The organism is Microbacterium sp. CCNWLW41 (assembly GCF_037083505.1).
Genome location: NZ_JBAOJP010000012.1, coordinates 68,392 through 85,970, shown reverse-complemented (window position 1 = coordinate 85,970; position 17,579 = coordinate 68,392). Strand labels below are relative to the sequence as shown.

The following is a 17,579-nucleotide window of genomic DNA, read 5'->3' as shown; positions in this document are numbered from 1 at the left end:
GAGCATGCAGAGGGAGCCGCGGGGTGATGGGCGGGAATCTCGTCCTGGCCGCCGTCGGCGCCTGCTCCGCCGTGCTCGCGCTCCTGCTGTTCCGCGCCGCCCCTCGGGCGACGGTGATCGCCTGGGCCCTGGCGCTGTTCTTCCTCCCGGTCTGGGTCGGCGCGAACGTGGGCTTCTTCTGGTCCGTGGTCACGGCGATCACGCTCCTCGCGGTGGTCGCGGGGCTCAGTGACATCCGGTTGCACCCCGTGGATGCGGTGATGGCCGTGTTCGTCACCCTGATCGTCGCGCTGTTCGCGATGAAGGGCGCGACGCTCTCCGCCACCGTCATCGCCCTACTCGAATGGGTCCTGCCGTATGTCTGGGGCCGGCTGGTCCTCGCCCGCGTGTCCGCGGACTTCGTCGTGCGGGTCCTCGCGGCGGCCGCGACGGCCGCCGCGGTCCTGGCGGTGATCGAGTTCGCGACCGGGACCAACGTGTTCTCGGAGCTCCCGCCGCTCAGCGAGTCGCTGTACGCCGAGTGGGGACCCCTGCAGATCCGTGGCGGCCTGCTGCGCGTGGAGGGCGCATGGGGGCACTCGATCGCCTTCGGGGCGGCCATGGCGATGACCTCCGCCTTCCTCCTCGTCGTGCCCTGGCCGGTCGTCGTGCGCCTGCTCGCGCTGGCAGCCGTGGCGAGCGCCACGGTGATGACGTTCAGCCGGATCGGGATCATCACCCTGGTGCTGACCGTGGCGCTCGGCCTCGTGCTCCTGCCGGGGATCCCCGCGCGGCTGCGGTGGTGGGTGATCGGCGGCGGCCTCGCGGCCGCGGTCGCCGTCGTCCCGTTCATCGGCAGCGTGTTCCTCGACGCCGGGGACGAGGCCGGGGGCAGCGCGGACTACCGGGGCGGCCTCTTCGCGCTCATCTCGCAGGTGCAGCTCATGGGCACGGCGGGGGACTGGACGGGGCTCACCGTCGGCGGCGATTATCTCGGCAGCTACGCCAACTCGGTGGACAACGCCTTCCTCGTCTTCGCCTTGCGGTTCGGCTGGCTGCCCTCGCTCGCACTCATGGCGGCCCTGCTGCTCGTCGCCGTCATGGTGCTCCGGCGCCGGACGGCGACTCCCGCGGCGGTCGCCGTGGCCGCGCAGCTGCCGACCATGTTCGCCGTGGCGCTGATCACGCAGTTCGGGATGTACCTGTGGTTCCTCGTCGGCCTCGCGGTCGCGTGGCGCGACCTGCGCGCATCCGGTGGCGACGGGGCGGACCTGTTCGGCCGGGAGCGGGGCGCGCTCGACGCACCCCTGCTCACCCGTTCCGCGCGCTGAGCCCCGCAGGATCCGCCGCCGGGGCGCGGGTCAGGCCGCGGGAGCCCCGTAGAGCCGCGCGCGGTGCCGGCGGATGTAGACCCCGTACGGGACGATCTGGAACAGCAGCACGCTCGCCGCGTTGGCGAGCGGCGGGGCGCACACGCCGAGGAGCGGCACGAGGGCGAAGGTGAGACCCACCGTGCTGACCGCCATGAGCAGCGACGGGAGCACCTGGAAGCGGAGGCCGGGGGCGTCCATCATGAACATCCCGAGCGGATAGAGCACCGCCTGCAGCGTCACCATCGTGCCGAAGGACAGGATGATCCCGGACGTGATCGGCACATGGTCGTCGGCGATGAGCCCGAACAGCCAGGGGCCGACGAGGAGGATCATCAGGGTCGCGATCGCGAGCAGCGCGCCGAAGACCGCCCCGAACAGGAAGGGGCCTCCGCGGATGCGTCCCGCCCTGCGCTGCGCGGCGAAACGCGGCCAGAGGGCGACCCCCGTCGCGGAGACCAGCGACTGCAGCGCGAAGAACACCTGCCCCGCAACGCCGTACTGGGCGATGGCGAGCGAGGACGCGGAGAAGGCGAGGATGTACCGGGGCGCGGTCATCGCGAGAGGACCGGTGAGCATCTGCGCGAGCATCGGCCAGCCGACGTCCATCACCCTCGCCCCGGGGTGGCGGCGGGGGAACGGGAGGGCGCGCAGGGACTCCGGCAGGAGGGGCCCGGTCAGCCGGACGGCGACGAGGAACCCGAGGGCCGCCACGAGCAGCGTCGCCGCGAAGGACCCGATCGCGAGGAACGGCCGCACCCCCTCGAGCCCCGTGCCCAGGAGCAGCCACACGATGAGGAGCGAGACCGGGGAGATCAACCCCTGGAGGAGGATGATGATCGGGTTGCGGCCGAGCCCCAGGAGCACGCGCTGCCAGATCCCCAGACAGATGGTCAGGCAGAGCACCGCCGTGCAGCAGAAGGCCGCCAGGCTGGCGTTCTCGATCCCCTCGGCGCCTCCCCCGAGCAGGACGCTCCATCCGTCGGTGAGCAGGAGCACGAGGTTCAGCGTGGCCAGCACTCCCGCGGTTCCCGCCATGATCCGCATCACGCTGCGGGTCTTCCGCCGCAGCAGCTCGTCGGAGCGGGGATCGTCGCTCTCCGCGAGCGCGTTGACGATCGCCGCGCCGGTGCCCAGGTCGCTGAAGGTGATGAGCCCGGGGATCGCGACGAGCAGGGAGAGGAAGGCGTAGTGCTCCACCCCCGCCTCCGTGATGACGAGGCGGGCCGAGAGCACGCCGCAGATCAGCGAGACCACCAGGGTGACCACGCGTGCGGCTGTCGACCAGAGTGCGTTCACGACCCTCCCCACAGGCCGCGCCCCACGGCATCCCGCGCCCGATCCGACGCCGAAGGACATTCTATCGCCGGGTCAGACGGTAGAATCGTGCGGAGGTCCGTCAGCGCGTCATGGGGGCGCGGGGAGCACAGCTCCTCCGGGGGAGAGACTGACGGCAACGGAGGCTTTCGGTGAAGTCGGAGAACTCGGCCTGGACGCTGGGGAGCGTCGTCGGCGCCCTGACCAAGTTCTGGTATCTGATCGTGGGGCTGACGATCCTCGGCGGTGTCGCCGGGTTCGCGGTGTCCGCGACGACGACGCCGCAGTTCGAGTCCCGCGCGACCCTCTTCTTCGCCCTGAACCAGGGAAACAGTGCGTCGGACCTGAACCAGGGCTCCACGTACACCCAGGGCCAGATGCTGTCCTTCGCGCAGATCGCGAGCTCGTCCCGCGTCCTCGGTGCCGTCATCGACGACCTCGGGCTGGACGCGACGCCGCGCGAGCTCGCGCGGACGCTCGCGATCACCATCCCGCAGGACACCGCCATCCTCGAGGTGAAGGCGTCGTCGCCGGATCCGAAGGAGGCCGCCGAGGTCGCCAACGCCGTGTCGCAGGAGCTGTCCGACGTGGTGCGGGACGTAGCGCCGAAGGGCCCGGAGGGCGCACCGACGATCACCGCATCGATCATCGACGAGGCAGTCGTGCCCGCCTTCCAGTCCTCGCCGAACAAGCCCCGTGACACGGTCCTCGCCGCCGTCCTCGGGCTGGTCGTGGGCATCCTGGCGGCGTTCGCGGTCGCCGTCGCGGACACGCGGGTGCGCAACGAGCGCGCGCTCGCCGCCGTGACCGACGCGCCGCTGCTGGGCACGGTCACCCGCGTCCGGGGCGGCGAGACGGGACTCATCGTCGTCCGCGAGCCGAAGGGCCATGTCGCCGAGGACTTCCGGCGGGTGCAGTCGGCCCTCGCCTTCGCGAGCCTGGACGGCGGCACCCGTCGTCTCCTCGTCACCTCCGCGACGCCCGGCGAGGGCAAGTCGACGTTCTCGGCCAACCTGGCCGCGACGCTCGCCGAGCTCGGCGAGGACGCGCTGCTGGTCGACGCGGACCTGCGCCGACCCCGCGCGGCGGAGATCTTCGGCCTCGAGTCCGCGGCCGGGCTCACGGACGTGGTCCGCGGGACCCTCACGCTGGAGGAGGCGGTGGTCGAGGGCGACGAGTCCCGTCCGGACCTGCTGCTGTCGGGCGACGTCCCGCCCAACGCGGCGACGATCCTCACCTCGCACGCCTTCGAGACGATGCTCTCGGACGCCGCCGCCGAGCACGACGTCGTCATCATCGATTCTCCGCCGGTCCTGACCGTCGCGGACACCAACCTCCTGGCCCCGCTCGCGGACGGCGTCATCGTCGTGGTCGACGCGTCGCGGACCCGCCGGGCGCAGCTCGCGGCGACGCTGCGCTCGCTCGAGGCGGCGGGCGCGCGCATCGTCGGGGTCGTGCTGAACAAGGTCCGCCTCGAACGCGGACGCCAGAGCTACTACACGGACTGAGCGGCTCACGCCGCCCGCCGGGGGCGTCGGCCGCACGGTCGCGCGTGTGCCGCGGCGGCTCACGCGGCGCGCGGTGCCCGGTCGGCGGGCCGCAGCGGATCCGTCGCGGGCGGCAGCGTCCACCAGGCGTGTGTGTCCGCCGCCGGCTCCGTCGGCTTGTCGGTCGGCACTCTCAGATCGCCCAGGAACTGCGCCATCTCGATGAAGCTCGAGTGGTGCGGGCCGAGCAGGCGCGACGAGGCCGCCAGCAGGTAGAGGTCCACGATCGCGGCGCGCACCGCGGCGGTGGAGTTGTACGGCGCGTCGACCTCGTGAGCCACGGCGGTGGGGAACTGCTGCAGGAGCGTCCTCTTCACCTCGGGGACGTCGCAGGAGAGGTAGAAGCGGGTGCCGGGTCGCTCGGCGAGGATCGCGTGCATCCGCTCGGTGAACCAGGAGGCCGGCGACGTCTGGGTCGTCTCCCGGTGGGACACCCGGTGCACGCGCAGCTGCACGCCCACGTAGGGGGCGGACGCGAGTCCGCCGTGCAGCCGGTGCACGGTCCGCGCGATCTCGTCGACGGGACGCAGCGCTCGCAGGTCGTCGGTCCACGATCCGGCCTCGGGCGGGAGAACCAGCTCCGCACCGGTCCGGATCTGGAGAACGGCGCGACGCGGCGCCTCCGTCAGGCGGTTGCCCACGTAACCGCTGAGCAGGCCCACGGCGCGGGAGACCGCGCGCGAGACGCGCATCCCCTCGCCCCACTCCCAGAGGTCGGTGAAGGCGGGCTCGAACAGCGGGCCGCGCGGCCAGACGTAGCCGAAGCGGGCATCGAGGAACCGCGCGTAGCGCGCCGCCCCGAGCGTCACCCGCAGCCGGTTGCCGAGCCCGGCGTCCGCGCCGTTGTAGGCGATCACGAGACGGGTGGCGCTCACGGCCGGCCTCCTCGGGCGGTGGCCGGCGGGAGGACGGCGATGTCGCCGAGGACGGCCGCCGCGATCGCCCGGCGATACGACTCGGGAGCATGGCGTCGGAGCGCCTCGGCACGGCTGTCGGCGGTGCTCGCCACGACGGAGGGCCAGTCCTCGGCGATCTCCGTCAGCGCCTCGGCGATCGCCGTCGCGTCGTCCGGCTCGACGAGCCGGGCGGTGTCGTACCCGCCTGCGGCCTCGCGCAGGCCGCTGCCGTCGCTGGCGATGACCGGGCGCAGAGCCAGGATGCCCTCGACCGCCGTATTGCCGAAGGGCTCGTCCGTCCGCGAAGGGACGACGAGCACGTCGGCGGCGGCCAGGAACGGCCAGACATCCGGATGGAACCCGGCGAAGTCGACGGGGACGGCCTCGGCCGAGGCCTGGTCCCGCAGCTCCCGATCGAACCACTCGTACCCGGTGAACACCGATCCGAGGAGGGTCACGTCCACGGCGCGACCGGCTTCGGAGAGCCGCGCGGCCGCAGAGATCAGGAGGTCCGGGCCCTTCCGCGGCGAGAGCCGGCCGACGTAGAGGACGCGCAGAGGTCCGTCGAGCCGCGCCCGCGGCGGTGCCGGTTCGGCGGGCGAGGCGACGCCGTTGTAGACCACGGCCGCGCGGCGGGCGAGGGGCGCCAGTGAGGCGGCGATCGTGTCCCACGCGAAGCGGCTGTTGACCAGCGCGCGATCGGAGGCCAGGTGCGGCGCGTAGAGCGCGCGGTTGACCAGCCGGTTCGCCGACGCCTCCGCCTCGTGGATGTGGCTGATGGTCCGCGCCCGCCGCAGACGCGACAGCAGGGGCCACTGCGGCAGGGTGAGCGTGGAGACGTACACGGCCTCCGGGCGCAGCCGGCGCAGCAGCCGCCATCCCGCCGCCCATCCGCGCAGCGTGTCGCGGGCGAGGGTCGGCCAGTTCCGGGGGCGCAGCAGAGCCTTGCGCAGCACGAGCATGGGGATCAGCACGACCTCGGCGCCGGCAGCGCGCAGCTCGTCGACGAGCGGCCCGCTCTCCGGGAGGGCGACGACGGTGCGCGAACCCCGTTCGCGCAGCCCGATGACGCTCTCGAGGAGCATGCGGTCGGACCCGAACAGCTCGGCGCCGGGATGCACGACCAGGACGAGCGAGGCGGACGCCCCCGCCGATGCCGGGCGCGCGCTCACGCCGCCACCGTCTCCGGGCCGGCGGCGCGTCCGGTGCCGGTCGGACGCGACGGCGCGGAGGCGTCGCCGTCCGCCTCGTCGGCGCGCCGGCGGGCACGGCGGGCGGCGGGGTGTACCGACTCTCCGGCGGCGAGCCGCGCGGCGAGCTCCTCGTAGGCGTCGGCGACGTCGTCCCAGCGGAAAGCGGTCGCGGCGCGACGCTGCACGCGCGCGGCCGAGGCGGCGACGCGGGCGTCGTCCTCCTCGGCGTCGTCGAAGGCGGTGGCGGCCTCGGCCGGAGTGCGGAAGAACCAGCCCTCGTCGTCGAGCACCTCGCGGTTGAAGCCCACGTCGTAGGCGATCACCGCGGTGCCCGCGCCCATCGCCCGCAGCAGCGACGGGTTGGTCCCGCCGACGGAATGACCGTGCGCGTATGTGCGGGCGTGGGCGTACAGGGCGTCGAGCAGCTCCTGGTCGTAGACGCCGCCGAGCAGCCGGATACGCGGATCCGCGTCGGCGATGTCCTGGATCCGCTGCGTGTACTCGGCGCTGTACGGTGCCGAACCGACCACCACGAGGGGCAGCGTCGCGCTGCTTCGCCGGTACCCGTCGACGATCTCGAGGACGTGGTTCTCCGGCTCGAAGCGCGCCACGACCAGGTGGTAGCCGGCGGGGGCGAGTCCGAGTTCCGCGACGCCGCGCGCGGGCGGCGCGTCGAGGATCGGCGCTCCGTAGCGGATGAGCGCGGTGTCGACGTCGAACTGGTCGCGGTAGTACTCGGCGATCCCGGGGGCGTCGGCGATGAGCGCGTCCGCCGTGCGGACGCCGAACTGCTCCGCCCACCGGTAGTACGCCCGTCCCCGAGCGCCCCACTTCGACCGGCGCCATTCCAGCCCGTCCATGTGCAGCGCGACGGGCACGCCGCGCATCCGCAGCAGGGGCAGGAACGGCGAGTTGGCGGCGTTGAAGACGAACGCGGCGTCGGGACGGCGCCGCGTCACCAGGTGCACCGCGGAGAGTCCCGTGTGGCTGAGCGTCTCCAGCTGCTTCTGCGGCACGGCCGGAAGGTGGATCACCCGCATGCCGAGGTGCTCCCGCTCCCGCGTCGACGACCCGCGCGTGTACACGGACACGCGGTGCCCGCGCTCGACGAGCCGGCGGCCGACCTCCTCGACCGCCGTCTCGAAGCCGCCGTAGGCGGCCGGAACGCCCCTCGTCCCCACCATCGCGATGTTCAGGTTCCTGCGCATCTTGACCTCCCCAGATCGATACGTCGCCCGCTGCGTCGGCTAGTACGCCCCGTGCGGCTGCAGCATCACTCGGGCCGTGCGCCACATGATCTGCAGATCGTTCATGATCGACCAGTTCTCCACATAGCGGAGATCCAGCCGCACGCTCTCGTCCCACGTCAGATCGCTGCGTCCGCTGACCTGCCACAGGCCGGTGATCCCGGGCTTGATGTACAGCCGGCGCGAGACCGTGCCGTCGTAGGCGGTGACCTCGCTCGGCAGCGGCGGACGGGGGCCGACGACGCTCATGTCGCCGACCAGGACGTTCCAGAACTGCGGCAGCTCGTCCAGCGAGAGCTTGCGCAGCCACTTGCCGACGCGGGTGACCCGCGGGTCGGCGCGGATCTTGAAGAGGAGGCCGGAGCCCTCGTTCTGCGCCTGGAGGTCGGCCAGCCGGTCCTCGGCGTCGACGCTCATCGAGCGGAACTTCACCATCCGGAACGTCCGGCCGTCGCGACCGACCCGCTCCTGCCGGAAGAACACCGGGCCCGGGGAGTCCAGGCGGATGAGCAGCGCGAGCAGCGGCGTCAGGATCGCGATCGGGATGAGCGCGAGCGCGGCGACGACGACGTCGAGCGCACGCTTGGCGAGGTGCTGTCCGCCCTCGTAGCTCGGGATGCGCACCTGGATCAACGGCAGGCCCTCGACCGGGGCGAAGGAGATCCTCGGGCCGGCGACGTCCGTCAGCCGACTGGAGAGCACGAGCTCCGCGGCGGTGCCCTCCAGCTGCCAGCTCAGCCTCTTGATGAACTCCGGGTCGCCCTCCGGGCGGCTGGCGACGAGGATCGTGTCGGCGCCGAGCTGCTGGGCGACCTGGGCGACGGAGGTGACGTTCCCGAGGACCGGGCGGGACACGTCGCCGACGGTGATCGCGCGGGCGTTGCCGTCCAGCAGCGTAGCGCCGACGACGTTGTACCCGGTCACCGCGCCGGTCTGGAGCGTGTGCACGACGTACTCGACCTCGGCGCGGTCGCCGACGACGAGGGTGCGCGAGGCATAGCGGCCGTGGCGGCGCTGCGCCGAGAGCCAGCGCCGCCAGCCCCATCGCCCCGCGAGGAGCCCGATGGTGCCGAGGGGCATCGCGACCAGCAGCGGAACGCGCAGCACAGAGGGATCGGCGAACACGGCGCCGGTGGCGAGCACGCCGAACGCGATGGCGCCGGCGTGCACGACCCGCTTGTACTCGGTGGCCCCGGATCCGAAGATCGTCGCCGCGCGGGTGCGTGCGGCGGCGAGCATCAGGAACCAGAGCCCGGCCAGCGCGGCGCCGATCGCGACCGTGAGGCCGCGGCCGGTGCCCGCCGCCGGCACGATCGGGACGGCGCCCAGCGAGACCGCCGCGGACGCGCTCACCGCGGCCAGGATCACGGCGGCGTCGGTGAGGCGCAGCCGGACACGATAGAGCCGCTCCCATTGGCGGCGCCGTTCGAGCGTCGGCGTGGCACGGGGCGAGACCGCCCTCGCGCGCGTCGACGGAACGGACGGCGCCGCCATGGGGCGGACGGGCGGTGTCCCCACACCGACCAGACTCACGGCGTCCTCGACCGACGTCATGTCGAGGCTCCGTGAGCCGTTGATGAACGCAAGAATCCCCAGTGCGCCATGATTTCCCCAGTTATCCCCAGACCGCGGGCGAATGCGCTCGCGGATGCGCACCCGCTCCCGACCCCTCGGGCTGTCCGTCGGCTTTCCCCCGATCCCACATCGGGGGAGTGGTCGGCACCGATCCCACATCGGTGCCCGCATCGCCGTCGGACGTGCGGATGCTGTGCTCACATTAGCGCGAAATCGTCGCTCCCGGAAGCATCATGACAAGATTCTCCACCGAATTGAGCAAACACGGGGATCAGCCGATGTCGGAGATGAGCGACTCCAGCGTGTCTCCGTAGTTGATGCGGATCACCGGCAGCGCGAACTTGTCCGTGCCGGGCGTCACGTACCCCCACTCGATCGTCCGGCCGAGGAGGAAGCCGGCCTGCGCCACGCCCTGCTTCGTCGTGTCGTTGTAGTGGCCGAACGGGTAGGCGACGACCTCCTTGGCGCCGAGGATCGCGGCCGACTGCTCCAGGTCGGCGGCGATCTGATCGGCGGACCAGTTCACCATCCGCCCTTCGCCGTTGTCGCCGGCCTCGTGCATGTCGTGGGTGTGCGATCGCTGGATCACGTACGGCGACGGCGATCCCTCGGTGCGGTACTCCGTGATCACGAACGAGGTGGTGAGGAGCTGATGCTGGGTCACGACGGGCACCGCGAGGTCCAGCCATGTCTGGTCGGCGTCGTCATCGGTGATGATGACCGACTTCGGCGGCAGGTAGACGGTCCCGTCGATGAACGCGTTCAGCTCGTCCCAGGTGGGCAGGTAGAACTGCTGCTCGGCGATGTAGGCCATGTGCGCCTCGAAGTCGCCGATGTAGGCGTAGTTCCCGCGCAGCGCGTTGTCCTCGCCCTCGGGGCGGGTCGTGAACTGGTGGTACATCAGGATCGGGACCTCGGTGGCCGCCTCGGCGTTCTGCTCCGGCGTCATCCACGAACCGTGCAGGGTGAGGCGCCGGTCGGTGCACGCCGCGAGCTCGGAGCCGTTGACGCGCGCCGTCGGGGTGTACGCGGCCGCGTCCTCCGCGGTGGCGTACCACCCCGCGAAGACCAGGCCCTCGCGGGCGGGGATCGGCAGGCCGGTGTACAGCACGCCCTGGGTCTGCAGCATCGGGTCGATCGCGATGCCGTCGCCCTCGAACGAGACGGCGCACGCGTTCGGATCGTCCGTGGTGGCCAGGAGCGCCTCCACGGGCGATTCCGGTGTCGGCGCGGGCGTCGCTCCGCCGGAGGCCTGCGGCTTCGGGTCTGCGGTCGCGCCCGGGCCCGAGAGCGCGTGCACGACGGTGACGACGAGCACCACGACCAGGCCGACGGCCAGCAGCGCGATGACCGCGGCGAGGATCCGGCGCCGTTTCAGCACGGCCGGCGACGGGCGCCGGGAGGAGTGACGGGTCGGGGGAACGGGCGCTGCCATGCCGCCGATATTACGGCGTGCCGGTAGGGAGCCCCGGGGAGGCCACGGGTTTTCCCTCCCTCCCCCCTCGTCCTGCACCGATGCTCGATCCCCGCGGTTCTCCGCCGAGGCCGTCGTCCCGACCCGCGATGCATCGGCATCTCTCTACGGTGGGTGGCGAGCACCGCGGCAGCGGAGCAGGATGGGGGGATGTTCGTGTCGCCGGAGATCATCGGTACGGTCCTGACGGGCCTGGCGGCCGTCGTCACGATCTGCGTCGCGCTGTTCACCGGGCTCGCGTGGGTCGTCCGTCGGATCGACGCCGTCCGGGGCGAACTGCGCGGCGAGCTTCGGAGTGAGATCGGGGGTCTTCGGACCGAGCTTCGTGAGGAGATCGGGGACTTCCGGACGGAGATTCGTGAGGAGATCGGGGGTCTTCGGACCGAGTTCCGTGAGGAGATCTCGGGTCTTCGGACCGAGCTTCGTGAGGAGGTCTCGGGTCTTCGGACCGAGACCCGTGAGGAGAGCGCAGGCCTCCGCGGCGAGATGGCGGGGCTTCGCACCGAGATGGCGGGCCTGCGCACCGAGATGACCGAGGTGAAGATCGCCGTGGCGAGGCTCGAGGGCCCCGCCCCGCGTCTGCTCAGCCGCTGACCGCGACGCGTGCCGACCGGGTTGCTAGCGTGGTGCCATGGCGGCGTACGAGGTGCTGGAGATGGGCGGACTCGACCAGTGGCGTGAGCACTTCGGCGGCTTCCGCCCCGACAGCTCGCGCGAGGGTCGACGGGTCGTCGATCACGAGCTGACCATGCAGTACATCGGCATGACCGCCAACGCGCTCGCGCCGGGCGAGGAGGCCGGGTACTGGCACGTCCACCACCGCGTCGAAGAGGTCTACGTCTTCCTCCAGGGGCGCGGTCAGATGGGTCTGGACGACGAGGTCGTGGACGTCGGGCCGGGTACGGTCGTCCGCGTCGGTCAGGGGGTCTGGCGCACCTGGCGCTGCGCCCCCGACGGCGACGGTGAGCTGCGCTGGCTCTGCATCCGCGCGGGCGGCGAGGAGCTGCCGGAGTTCCCCGACGACAGCGAGCGCGGTCCCGACCGCCCGATGCCCTGGTAGACCGGTCGCCGACGCCCCGGCGCGACATTCCGGCGGCGCGAACCGGCTAGGATCGAGGGGTAACAGGAGGTGCCCCCGTGATCGGCAGTTTCATCATCTTCGGCGTGCTGTTCCTCGGCGGCTTCGCGCTGCTCGGCAACGCGCAGAACTTCCCCGGCTTCGAGAGCCTCGCCTTCATCGGCGGCATCCTCCTCGTGAGCCTCGCGCTGGCCTGGATGATGCGCGAGCGCGGCGGCGCGACCAAGCGCTCCCGTTCCTGGGAGTGACGACGCCCCGCGCGTAGCCGCACCGGTGCGCGGCGCGCTCAGCGGACGCCGCGGATCGGCAGCACCGCCAGACCACCCAGGACGCCGAAGACGATGGCGGCGATGAAGAGGGCGGTGTAGTTCTCGCCGCCGCCGATCGCCAGCAGCGGGACGGCCACGATCGGCACGAGCAGCTGCGGCACCTGATAGGACAGCGACACGATCCCGAGGTCCTTGCCCGCGTCGTCGAAGGTCGGCAGCACCTCCGTCATCAGGGCGATGTCCACCGAGACGTAGGCCCCCTGCGCGGCGCCGACGATCACGATCCCGACGTAGAACATCGTCACGTCCGGAGCCAGGATCGCCACGACCAGGCCCACCGCCGACAGCAGGGACGAGATCCACACGATGGGCTTGCGTCGCCCCGTGCGGTCCGAGATCCAGCCGAACAGGATCGTCATCAGGACGTTGCCGACGGTGAACATCATCAGCGTCGCCGCCTGTACCCCGGAGGCCTCCTCCTTGGGGATGCCCAGGTGGTCGATGATGAAGAAGAGCATGTACGTCGAGACGGAGACGATCGACATCGTCACCAGCAGCCGGCAGGCCCAGGCCCAGAAGAAGTCCGGGTGGCGGCGCGGGTCGAGCCAGTAGGTGGAGACGAGGTCCGCCCAGCTCCACGGTGCGGGCCGCTCGGTGCGGACGAGGTCGCGAAGCCCCAGGAACAGTCCCGCGCACAGGACGGCCCCGATCAGGCCCGGGACGAGGAACCAGGTCCACTGCCGGTCGTTGGGCAGCGCCGCGATCACGAGGGCGCCGAGGATGAGGGCGAGGGCTCCGGACGCGCTCGCCGCCGCCGCGACGCGCGCTCGGACGCGGGCGGGGATCTGGTCGGCGAGAAGGGCGTGCACCGCGGCGTTCGCGGCGCCGAAGCCGGCCTGGACCACGACCCAGCCCGCGACGATCGTCCACAGCGAGGTGGAGGCGGCGAGGACCAGGCACCCGGCGGCTCCGGCGACCGCGCCGCCGAGGATCCACGGGCGTCGCTTGCCGAGGCGGGACATCGTGCGGTCGCTCAGGCGCCCGAACAGGGGCGTGGCGAGGATCACCACGACGCCGCCGATCGCGGCCGTGACGGACAGGTTCAGTCCCTTCGTCCCGTCGTCCAGGAACGCGAAGAACTTGGGGATCGACGCGCCCGAGATGGTCCCGAGGGCCAGGTTGATGCCGAACCAGGCCAGGACGAACAGGGCGAGGAAGCCTCGGGGCTGGGGACCGCCGGGGATGTCGCGGTCCCGGGGATGCACGGCGAGCGGCGGCGTGGGCGGGGCGGTCTCGGGGGTGAGGGACATCGTCGTCTCCTTCGGGCGGGGGTCGGAATGGGCGGGTGTCGGAACGGGCGGACGGGGGAACAGGCGGGTGCGGAACGGGCGGGTAGGGAACGGGCGAGCGGCGGACGGCGTACGGGTCCGGCGGGCGCGGAAGGCGCTCAGCCGGCGGGGGCGGCGGGCTCGGAATCCTCGTGCGGCGCGGTCCCGTACGCGGTGGCCAGCGCACGGGAGTGGCGATCCTGCCAGTCCCGCGCGGCCGGGAGCGCGGCGGTGATGCCCGGCGTCCCGTGCAGGTGGCCCTCGCCGACGATGACCGTCGCGGGGACCCCGGCGGCGCGGAGGCGCTCGCCGTAACGGATCCCGCTGTCGCGGAGCGGATCGAACTCCGCGACCATGAGGAGCGCGGGCGGGAGACCGGTGAGGTCCGGCACGTCCAGGGGCGCGGCGGCGTACGGCGGCTCGCCGGGCCCGACGTAGACCTCCACGAGCTCGGCGGCGTCGTCGAGCCCGAAGCCGTCGGCGTATCGCTCTCCCGAAGAGCCGACCAGGCGCAGGGCGGCGGGCAGCACTTCGAGGTCCTGGTGCAGGACGGGCGGGACGGTCTCGCCGCGCCGGGCCCGATCGCGGAGGAGGATGACCGCGCTCGCCGCGATGGCGGCCCCGGCGGAGTTGCCGCCGATGCCGAGGCGCGCCGGGTCAGCGCCGAGCGCCGGATCGGAGGCGAGCGCCGTGAGCGCCGCCATCGCGTCCTCCGCCGCGGCGGGGTAGCGGTGCTCGGGGGCGAGCCGGTACTCCAGCGAGGCGATCTGGATGCGCGCGTCGCGCGCCCGGCGTGCGCAGAGGCGGTCGTTGAGGATCTCATCGACGGTGCCGCCGAAGAAGCCGCCCCCGTGGAGGAAGAGCTGGGTCGGCGCGAGGTCGGCGATCCCGGCCGGGCGGAACCGGCGCAGGCGCAGCGTCCCGTCCGGGCCGTCGATCGCGACCTCGTCGATCGCCACGTCGTCCGGCGCGGGCAGGGTGAACTCGGCCGCGACGAGGTCCGACACCCGCAGGGCTGCCGCCCGTCGGGGCGCTGCCGCTCGGCCGGCGAGCTCCGGGAACGCCGCGGAGTGCTCGGCGATGCGTTCGCCCCACGCGCGGATCGCGGGATGCAGGTCCAGGTCGTGCACGGCGGTCATCGGGACCTCCCCGCTCCGGTCCTCGGACCCGGATCCGGGTACGAGACGGGATCGTCGTGCAGGGTCCGCAGCGTCGTGATGATGTCGCGGTGCAGGTGATCGGCCGCGGGGACGTGGCGCAGCAGACCCCCCGAGGTGTGCGTCTGACCGATGTACCGGATCGCCGTGGCGGGCACGCCGGCGGCGGTCAGGGTCCGCGCGTAGGCCTCGCCGTCGCCGCGGAGCGGATCCAGCTCCGAGGTGTAGATCACGGCGGGCGGCAGCCCCGCGTGCGACGCCGCCCGCAGCGGGGAGGCATACGGATCGAGCGGGGCGTTCCGGGAGCGGCCCAGGTACTGCCGCACCAGACGGGCGCCGACCTTGCGGACGATGATCCCCGGGACCTTCGCGTCCAGGCCGCGGATGTCCGCGTGGGCCATCGTCAGGTCGAGCGCCGGCGCCTCGAGGAGCTGGAGGCGGATCGGGCGGTTCGCCCGGTCGCGGTTCATCAGGGTCACCGCCGCGGCGAGGTTCCCACCCGAGGACGCTCCGCCGATCGCGATCCGTGCGGGGTCGCCGCCGAGGTCGCTCGCCTGCGCGTGCGCCCACTCGAGCGCCGTCCAGCACTGCTCCGGCTGTGCGGGGAAGCGGGTCTCGGGCGCGTGAGCGTAGTCGACGGCGACGATGATGATGCCGGCCTCGCGGGCGCGCCGCCGGAAGCCCGCGTCCCAGCCGACCCAGTCGATCCCGGCGATCGTGAACCCGCCGCCGTAGCAGTACACGAGGATCGGCAGCCCCGTGCCCCGTCCCGTCACGGCCTCGGCGCGCTCCGGGGAGGGCCAGTACACCCGCACGCGCACGTCCGGGTGCCCGGCGACCGGGAGGGTGTGCTCCTCCGTGTAGGCGGGGATCGGGGCGATCCCGAGCTCGCGGCTGGTCGCGACGTCCTCGGCGGCGGCCTGTCGGCGCCGGCGGGCGGGATCTTTGGGCTCGGGGCGGCGCAGCGGCGCGAGGCGGCGCTCGACGGCGGTCACGAACGGATCGACGACGGGTCGTGCTGTTCTCATCTTGTGGGGGCTCCTTCGTCCTGCGAGCATTGTGCGGGATCGAAGAACTTCGAGAAAGAACTTCAGGAGTCGACATGAAACCGCGCATGGGAGCCGTGACGATCTACTCCGTCGCCGAGAGGGCGGGGGTGAGCATCTCCACGGTGTCGCTCGTGATGAACGCTCCGCACCGGGTGAGCCCGGCCACCCGGGAGCGGGTGGTCGCGGCGGCGGCCGAGCTCGGGTACCGCCGCCGTGCGGACCACCGCTCCGAGCCCGGACAGCTCCGGGTCGCCGTGGCGGCACCGTTCTCCAGCTATCCGTCGTACTATCGCCGCCTCACCGGCATGCTCGCCCGCGCGCGGGACACGACGATCGACCTCATGGTCCACGACCTCGACTCCGCCGCCGCTGCGGACTCCCCGCTCCTGGACGCCCTCCCGGCGCGCCCGGGCGTGGACGGGGTGATCGTGATGGGCGTGCCGCTGAGTCCGGCCGCCGTGCGGGCGAGCCGCGCCGCGGGCCTGCCGGTGGTGCTCGTCGACGTCCGCAGCGCGCGCCCGCGCGGCGGAGACCTCCCCGGGGTGCTCGTGGACGACCTGCTGGGCGGACGCCTGCTGGGCGAGCACCTGCGCGAGCGGGGGCACGACCGCGTGCTGTTCGTCCACGAGCCGCAGCTGTCCCGGGACTACGTCTCGGCCGGGATGCTCCGCGCCGAGGGCGTCGCGGAGTCCCTCGCGCTGGACGAGGTGGCGGTCGCGCCGGACGACGGTCTGGAGCGCGTGGTGCGGGCCGTGGCGGCCTCGGGCGCCACGGCCGTCGTCGCCAATCACGACGCTCTCGCCGTCCGGGTGCACGGAGTCCTCCGGGCGTCCGGTCGGCGCATCCCCGAGGACGTCGCCCTCGCCGGGTACGACGACGGGGACCTGGCCGCGGGGCTGGGGCTGACGACCGTCCGCCAGCCGTTCGAGGAGTCCGGACGCGCCGCGATCGACCTGCTCCTGGCTGCGATCGCCGGGGAGGGGGCGAGCATCTCGCGCGTCGATCTGGCGCCGTCGCTGGTGGTCCGCGCCACGACGTGACGCGGGCGGCGGCTCGCTGCGCTCACTCGTCGGGCGGTGGGTCTGCTAGAATGATGTGTTCCGCGTGATCGTCGCCCTCTTCGGCGCCGCGCGGACACGGCCGAGACACGGCTTCCGCACGAACCGCACCGATGCGCGTTCGTCAGCCCCGGCCCCCATCCCGGGCGCACGCCTGCGCCCGACGAACGACAGAGCATTCACCATGACCATCACCCCTGCCCATGCGCGCCCGGAGCCGACGAGCCTCGATGCGCCCCTGACCTGGAAGCAGGCCGCCGACGACGTCTTCGTCGCGACCCGCGCCGGCGAGTTCGCCGGCTTCATCACCGTCGACGTACACGCGCACATCGTCCACAACCGTCACAGCCGCCGGATCGGCACCTACCCGACGCTCGCCGCCGCCCGCGCGGCGCTGGCCGGCGACGCCGCGCCGCGTCCGCGGCGGAGGGGTCGCCGTCGACGCGTCCTCTCCCGTCCCGCCTGACATCCGGGGCGCTTGCGGTCGGCCGGGCCGGGGGAGAGGGTGGAGGCATGTCCTCCTTCGTCGTCTCCCGGGTCGTCGCGATGGACCGCGACGCCGCGTTCGCGGACTGGATCGTCCCCGCGCGGATGCGCACGTGGTGGTGGCCCCAGTGGCCGGACACCGTCTACCGCCTGGACGCACGCCCGGATCGCGCGTGGGAGATCCGATCCCCGTCCGCGGGCGCCGGCGTCTCGGGCCGCTACACCGAAGTGGTCCCGGGCACCTCGCTCGGGTTCACCTGGGAGTGGGACGGCGCCGAGCGTCCGGACCGCGTCCTTGTGCTCTTCAGCGACGATCGCGCCCATGCGGAGGACGACCCGGAGCACGTCGTCGAGCCGAGTCGCACGGAGGTGACCGTGGTCCACGTCGCCCCGGGTCGCCCGGTCGTCGACGACCACGTCCGCGGCTGGAACGACGTGCTCGACCGCCTGCCAGGACGCATCGCCTGAGGAGGCGGGTCGGCCTCACGTGAGTCGACGGGCGGGCCCTGCCTGAGTGAGCCGCCGGCTCGCGCGGATCGCCACGACCGGTGGAACT

The 17,579-nt window shown here is 72.8% G+C and carries 17 protein-coding genes; 8 read left to right on the top strand and 9 right to left on the bottom strand.

Features of this window, described 5'->3' with window-relative positions:
- The first annotated feature begins 26 nt into the window (after positions 1–26).
- A complete protein-coding gene (locus V6R91_RS31830) occupies positions 27–1,310 on the top strand; it encodes a hypothetical protein (RefSeq protein WP_336398687.1) in 1,284 nt (427 codons plus the stop codon).
- A gap of 30 nt (positions 1,311–1,340) precedes the next feature.
- On the opposite strand, the gene V6R91_RS31825 is transcribed toward V6R91_RS31830, so the two are convergent.
- Entirely contained in the window at positions 1,341–2,648 is a 1,308-nt protein-coding gene (locus V6R91_RS31825) for a lipopolysaccharide biosynthesis protein (protein ID WP_336398686.1), read from the bottom strand.
- Positions 2,649–2,818: 170 nt separating this feature from the next.
- Here V6R91_RS31825 and V6R91_RS31820 point away from each other — a divergent pair, with 170 nt between their 5' ends.
- Positions 2,819–4,174, top strand: coding sequence for a polysaccharide biosynthesis tyrosine autokinase (locus V6R91_RS31820; protein ID WP_271060701.1), 1,356 nt, complete (start codon positions 2,819–2,821; stop codon positions 4,172–4,174).
- Between the two features lie 59 nt (positions 4,175–4,233).
- Here V6R91_RS31820 and V6R91_RS31815 read toward each other — a convergent pair whose 3' ends face one another.
- The 5 genes from V6R91_RS31815 to V6R91_RS31795 form a co-directional block, all read right to left on the bottom strand.
- On the bottom strand, positions 4,234–5,088 hold the full coding sequence (locus V6R91_RS31815) for a hypothetical protein (protein ID WP_336398685.1): 855 nt from the start codon (positions 5,086–5,088) through the stop codon (positions 4,234–4,236).
- On the bottom strand, positions 5,085–6,281 hold the full coding sequence (locus tag V6R91_RS31810; protein WP_336398684.1) for a glycosyltransferase: 1,197 nt from the start codon (positions 6,279–6,281) through the stop codon (positions 5,085–5,087). Before V6R91_RS31810 ends, V6R91_RS31815 begins: the two co-directional genes overlap by 4 nt.
- Positions 6,278–7,510 carry a glycosyltransferase gene (locus V6R91_RS31805; RefSeq protein WP_336398683.1) on the bottom strand — a complete coding sequence of 411 codons (1,233 nt, stop codon included), beginning with the start codon at positions 7,508–7,510 and terminating at the stop codon, positions 6,278–6,280. Before V6R91_RS31805 ends, V6R91_RS31810 begins: the two co-directional genes overlap by 4 nt.
- Before the next feature lie 39 nt (positions 7,511–7,549).
- Positions 7,550–9,103: a sugar transferase gene (locus V6R91_RS31800; protein ID WP_271060705.1), complete on the bottom strand. Its 1,554-nt coding sequence runs from the start codon at positions 9,101–9,103 to the stop codon at positions 7,550–7,552.
- A gap of 292 nt (positions 9,104–9,395) precedes the next feature.
- Positions 9,396–10,559 (bottom strand): polysaccharide deacetylase family protein, encoded by a 1,164-nt coding sequence (locus V6R91_RS31795; protein WP_271060706.1) that lies wholly within the window; start codon positions 10,557–10,559, stop codon positions 9,396–9,398.
- Between the two features lie 189 nt (positions 10,560–10,748).
- Here V6R91_RS31795 and V6R91_RS31790 point away from each other — a divergent pair, with 189 nt between their 5' ends.
- The 3 genes from V6R91_RS31790 to V6R91_RS31780 all read left to right on the top strand — a co-directional run bounded on the left by V6R91_RS31790 (position 10,749) and on the right by V6R91_RS31780 (position 11,924).
- On the top strand, positions 10,749–11,192 hold the full coding sequence (locus V6R91_RS31790) for a hypothetical protein (RefSeq protein WP_336398682.1): 444 nt from the start codon (positions 10,749–10,751) through the stop codon (positions 11,190–11,192).
- Between the two features lie 37 nt (positions 11,193–11,229).
- Positions 11,230–11,658, top strand: coding sequence for a cupin domain-containing protein (locus V6R91_RS31785; RefSeq protein WP_067249851.1), 429 nt, complete (start codon positions 11,230–11,232; stop codon positions 11,656–11,658).
- Positions 11,659–11,735: 77 nt separating this feature from the next.
- Positions 11,736–11,924, top strand: a complete 189-nt coding sequence (locus V6R91_RS31780) for a hypothetical protein (protein ID WP_067249848.1) — start codon at positions 11,736–11,738, stop codon at positions 11,922–11,924.
- A gap of 38 nt (positions 11,925–11,962) precedes the next feature.
- Here the strand turns inward: V6R91_RS31780 and V6R91_RS31775 are convergent, their stop codons facing one another.
- From V6R91_RS31775 to V6R91_RS31765, 3 genes are all read right to left on the bottom strand, one after another.
- On the bottom strand, positions 11,963–13,255 hold the full coding sequence (locus V6R91_RS31775) for an MFS transporter (protein ID WP_336398681.1): 1,293 nt from the start codon (positions 13,253–13,255) through the stop codon (positions 11,963–11,965).
- A 137-nt stretch (positions 13,256–13,392) separates the two neighbouring features.
- Entirely contained in the window at positions 13,393–14,412 is a 1,020-nt protein-coding gene (locus tag V6R91_RS31770) for an alpha/beta hydrolase fold domain-containing protein (RefSeq protein WP_336398680.1), read from the bottom strand.
- Complete coding sequence (locus V6R91_RS31765; RefSeq protein ID WP_336398679.1) at positions 14,409–15,458, bottom strand: alpha/beta hydrolase; 1,050 nt, start codon at positions 15,456–15,458, stop codon at positions 14,409–14,411. Before V6R91_RS31765 ends, V6R91_RS31770 begins: the two co-directional genes overlap by 4 nt.
- A 74-nt stretch (positions 15,459–15,532) precedes the next feature.
- Here V6R91_RS31765 and V6R91_RS31760 point away from each other — a divergent pair, with 74 nt between their 5' ends.
- The 3 genes from V6R91_RS31760 (at position 15,533) to V6R91_RS31750 (ending at position 17,491) form a co-directional block, all read left to right on the top strand.
- Positions 15,533–16,519: a LacI family DNA-binding transcriptional regulator gene (locus tag V6R91_RS31760; RefSeq protein WP_336398678.1), complete on the top strand. Its 987-nt coding sequence runs from the start codon at positions 15,533–15,535 to the stop codon at positions 16,517–16,519.
- A gap of 202 nt (positions 16,520–16,721) precedes the next feature.
- A complete protein-coding gene (locus V6R91_RS31755) occupies positions 16,722–17,003 on the top strand; it encodes a hypothetical protein (RefSeq protein WP_336398677.1) in 282 nt (93 codons plus the stop codon).
- A gap of 47 nt (positions 17,004–17,050) precedes the next feature.
- Positions 17,051–17,491, top strand: coding sequence for an SRPBCC family protein (locus V6R91_RS31750; RefSeq protein WP_271060713.1), 441 nt, complete (start codon positions 17,051–17,053; stop codon positions 17,489–17,491).
- Positions 17,492–17,579: the final 88 nt, after the last annotated feature.